This is a genomic window from Limnohabitans sp. (assembly GCF_044361645.1).
Taxonomy (GTDB): domain Bacteria; phylum Pseudomonadota; class Gammaproteobacteria; order Burkholderiales; family Burkholderiaceae_C; genus Limnohabitans_A.
The window spans coordinates 1-3,717 of sequence record NZ_JBIKIL010000200.1; the positions used below are offsets into that span (position 1 = coordinate 1).

The 3,717-nt window shown below is 63.5% G+C and carries 3 protein-coding genes and 1 pseudogene; 3 read left to right on the forward strand and 1 reads right to left on the reverse strand.

The genetic code is table 11. The features are described from left to right. Window positions 1-244: pseudogene (locus ACIQ39_RS18905) on the forward strand (4-hydroxybenzoate 3-monooxygenase); the annotation flags it as partial. A gap of 12 nt (window positions 245-256) precedes the next feature. Here the strand turns inward: ACIQ39_RS18905 and ACIQ39_RS18910 are convergent. Continuing rightward, entirely contained in the window at window positions 257-895 is a 639-nt protein-coding gene (locus tag ACIQ39_RS18910; RefSeq protein ID WP_396436129.1) for a DedA family protein, read from the reverse strand. 37 nt (window positions 896-932) lie between these two features. Here ACIQ39_RS18910 and mutL point away from each other — a divergent pair, with 37 nt between their 5' ends. Beyond that, the gene (gene mutL / locus ACIQ39_RS18915; protein ID WP_396436130.1) at window positions 933-2,948 is read left to right on the forward strand and encodes a DNA mismatch repair endonuclease MutL; all 2,016 of its coding nucleotides are present in this window, start codon (window positions 933-935) and stop codon (window positions 2,946-2,948) included. After that, window positions 2,948-3,717: MFS transporter (locus ACIQ39_RS18920; protein WP_396436131.1), on the forward strand; the 770-nt coding region annotated here is incomplete at its 3' end. The genes mutL and ACIQ39_RS18920, both read left to right, overlap by 1 nt.

A 3,717-nucleotide genomic window follows, 5' to 3' on the forward strand; every position in this document is an offset into this window, starting at 1 on the left:
TGAGTACTACCAAGAGAACTCGGAGGCGGGCATCGACAGCTATTCAGAGCGCTGCCTGCGCCGCATCTGGCGTGCCGAGCGTTTCAGTTGGTGGTTCACCAGCCTGATGCACCACTTCCCCGAAAACGGCGACATCGGCCAGAAGTTTCAGGACGCCGAACTGGACTACCTGGTCCACAGCGAAGCAGGCTCGCGCACCATGGCCGAGAACTATGTGGGCTTGCCGCTGAATTTTGGCGAGTGACCGGGGCTGACCTCAAGCCGCTTGACGGGCCTTCCAGGCCCCGAACAGGGCGATCAGACCCGGCACGATGATCAAGGCCCAGATGATCTTGCTCAGGTGCTGCTGCACGATCGGCAGGTTGCCAAACAGATAACCCACCGACAGCAAGCCCACCACCCAAATCACCGCGCCAATCACATTGAACATGGTGAATTTGCTGCGCGTCATCTCGGCCACGCCCGCCACAAAGGGCACAAAGGTGCGCACAAACGGCATGAAGCGGGCCAAGATGATGGTGATGCCGCCGTATTTTTCGTAAAAAGCGTGGGCCTGGTCAAAGCCCCGGCGGCTGAAAAATCGCGAGTTCTCCCACTGAAACACACGGGGCCCGAAGTAGCGCCCAATCGTGTAATTGGTCTGGTCACCCAAAATGGCCGCCGCCAGCAGCAGGCCCATAACCAAAGGCAGGTTCATCAAACCTGCGCCACACATGGCCCCCACGATGAAGAGCAGCGAGTCGCCCGGCAAAAACGGCATGACCACCACACCGGTTTCCACAAAGATGATGAGGAACAACAGGGCATAGACCCAGGCCCCATATTGAGCGACAAAGGCCTCCAAATAACGGTCGACGTGGAGGATGAAATCAACGAGTTGCAAAAGAATGTCCATGCGCCGATTATCCCCGTCCAAGCCCTAAAATCAGGCAGTGACCTTTGAACAAACCCCGGCTTCCGCGCGCCGCCCCATCCGCGAACTCCCCGATGAACTGATCAGCCAGATCGCTGCAGGCGAGGTGGTCGAGCGCCCCGCCTCGGTGGTGCGCGAGTTGGTGGACAACGCCATGGACGCCGGGGCGCAAAGCATCACGCTGCGCTTGATGGGTGGCGGCACGCGGCTGATTTCAGTCGAAGACGACGGCGGCGGCATCGCGCCGGACGAACTGGCCACCGCCCTGAAACGCCACGCCACCAGCAAAATCGGCAACCTGGACGACCTCGAATCGGTCATGACCATGGGCTTTCGGGGCGAGGCGCTGGCGGCCATCAATTCGGTGTCTGAGCTCACCTTGCTCTCGCGCATGGACGGTCAACCCACCGCCTTTGCGCTGGACGGCCAAACCGGCGAGATCCGCCCCGCCGCCCGCGCCGTGGGCACCACGGTGGAGGTCAAAGAACTGTTCTTCTCGACCCCCGCCCGCCGCAAGTTTTTAAAAAGTGACAGCACCGAGCTGGCGCATTGCATCGAAGCCGTGCGCCGCCACGCGCTGGCACGCCCCGATGTGGGCTTTGCCATCTGGCACGAGGGTAAGCTGGTGGAGCAGTGGCGTGTGCACCCCGGATCAGCTGGCCGGGCGCAGCGCCTGGCCGATGTGCTGGGTGAAGAGTTCGTGGCGCAGTCCATCGCCATCGACTACCATGCCGGCCCCCTCAGAGTGATGGGCCGAGCCGGTTTGCCCGATGCGGCACGCTCGCGCCCAGACCACCAATTTGCTTATGTGAATGGCCGCTTTGTGCGCGACAAAGTGGTCATGCACGGTGCGCGCAGCGCCTACGAAGACGTGCTGCACGGCCACAAGCAACCGGCCTATGCGCTGTTCATGCTAATCGACCCGACGCTGGTGGACGTGAACGTGCACCCCACCAAGATCGAAGTGCGCTTTCGCGACAGCCGGGCCGTGCACCAGGCCGTACGCCACGCGCTGGAAAACGCGCTGGCCGCGCCGCGCTCCCAAAACCTGAGCGATGCGCCTGCACTGCCTGCCAGCGACTTCGACCTGAAAGCCCCTGCCCCCAAAGCCCTGCCCGAATCAGCCGCCTGGCAACAAGGCGGCATGGCTTTCGAGCGCCCTGGCCCTTCGACTTTTTCTGCCCCCAGCTACAAACCGGCCGATTTTGTGCGCCCCCGCGTGGATGGCGAACAAGCCATGGCCGACCTGAAAGCGCTGTGGAACCCACCTGAGCGCAGAGAGGACCCGAGCGTTCAAGAGCGCAACGAAGACCTGAGCGCTCAAGAACGCGCCGCGCCCGATTGGCTTCAGGCAGCCCGTGCAGAAACAGCGCTGGGCCCAGCAGGTGCAATGCCCCGCCCCACAAGCCCCTTGGCCGCCCCAGCCCCCCTGCCCGATGGCGACTGGCCGCTGGGCCGCGCTGTGGCGCAGCTGCACGGCGTTTACATCCTGGCCGAAAACAAGCAAGGCCTGGTGGTGGTGGACATGCATGCCGCGCACGAGCGCATCGTGTACGAACGCCTGAAAAACCAACTCAACACCACGGAAGCCTCACGCATCGCCAGCCAACCGCTGCTGATCCCGGCCACCTTTGCCGCCACCCCCAACGAAGTGGCCACCGCCGAAGCTTGCGCCGAGGCGCTGGAACAACTGGGGCTCGAAATTTCGCCCCTGTCGGCCAAGACCCTGGCCGTGCGCGCCGTGCCCACCAGCTTGGCGCAAGGCGACGCGGTGGAGCTGGCCCGTAGCGTGTTGGCCGAGTTGGCCCAGCACGACGCCAGCACCGTGGTGCAACGCGCCCAAAACGAGATCTTGGCCACCATGGCCTGCCACGGTGCCGTGCGTGCCAACCGCCGCCTGACGCTCGACGAAATGAACGGCTTGCTGCGTCAAATGGAAGACACCGAACGCTCTGACCAGTGCAACCACGGCCGCCCCACTTGGCGGCAGATGACGATGCGCGATCTGGATGCGCTGTTTTTGCGAGGCCGGTGATGGGTCAAAAGCTCGTCGTCCTGCTCCTTGCCCTGCTGCTTGGCCTGCAACCTGTCACCAGTGACCTGTATTTGCCGGCCCTGCCCGTCATCACTGAAGGCTTTGGTGCCAGCATGGGCCAGGCCCAACTCACGCTCACGGCGCTGCTCCTAGCATTTGGTCTGTCCCAGCTCGTCTGGGGTCCCATGTCGGACCGCTTTGGACGCAGACCCATCTTGCTGTGGGGCATGGCTGCTTTCACCCTCGCATCGGTGGCGTGTGCATTTGCCCCCAGCATGGCATGGCTGATCGCAGGCCGCACGCTGCAAGGCATAGCCATGGGCGCGGGGGTCATGGCCGCGCGAGCGGTCGTGCGCGACCTGTTTGCACCAGCCCAAGGTGCCACCGTCATGTCGCAAGCCCTCACCGGCCTGGGCATCATCGCTTGCGCATGCGCGCCGCTGGGCGGCCTGCTCACCGATTGGCTGGGCTGGCGCGTGGCCCTGATCGCCGTCGCGGTGTTCGGCGCCGGCACCCTCGCCTTGCTGGCCTGGCGCTTCGAAGAAACCCTGGCCCAACCCGATGCGCACGCCTTGCGCGCCGGCCCCCTGATTCGCGCCAACCTCGCCATCCTGCGCCACCCCGTTTTCCTCACCTGGTGCGCTTTGTCTTCTGCGTCTTACCTGGGGCTGTTCACTTTTCTGGCCAGCTCGTCGTTTGTCTTCATTCAATTCATGGGTTACAGCAAAACGGCCTATGGTTTTCTGATGCTCAGCATGTCGCTGTCCTA

What these genes read in the sequence shown, in the direction of transcription:
- ACIQ39_RS18910 (WP_396436129.1), bottom strand. Translation starts at nt 895, where the DNA reads ATGGACATTCTTTTGCAACTCGTTGATTTCATCCTCCACGTCGACCGT.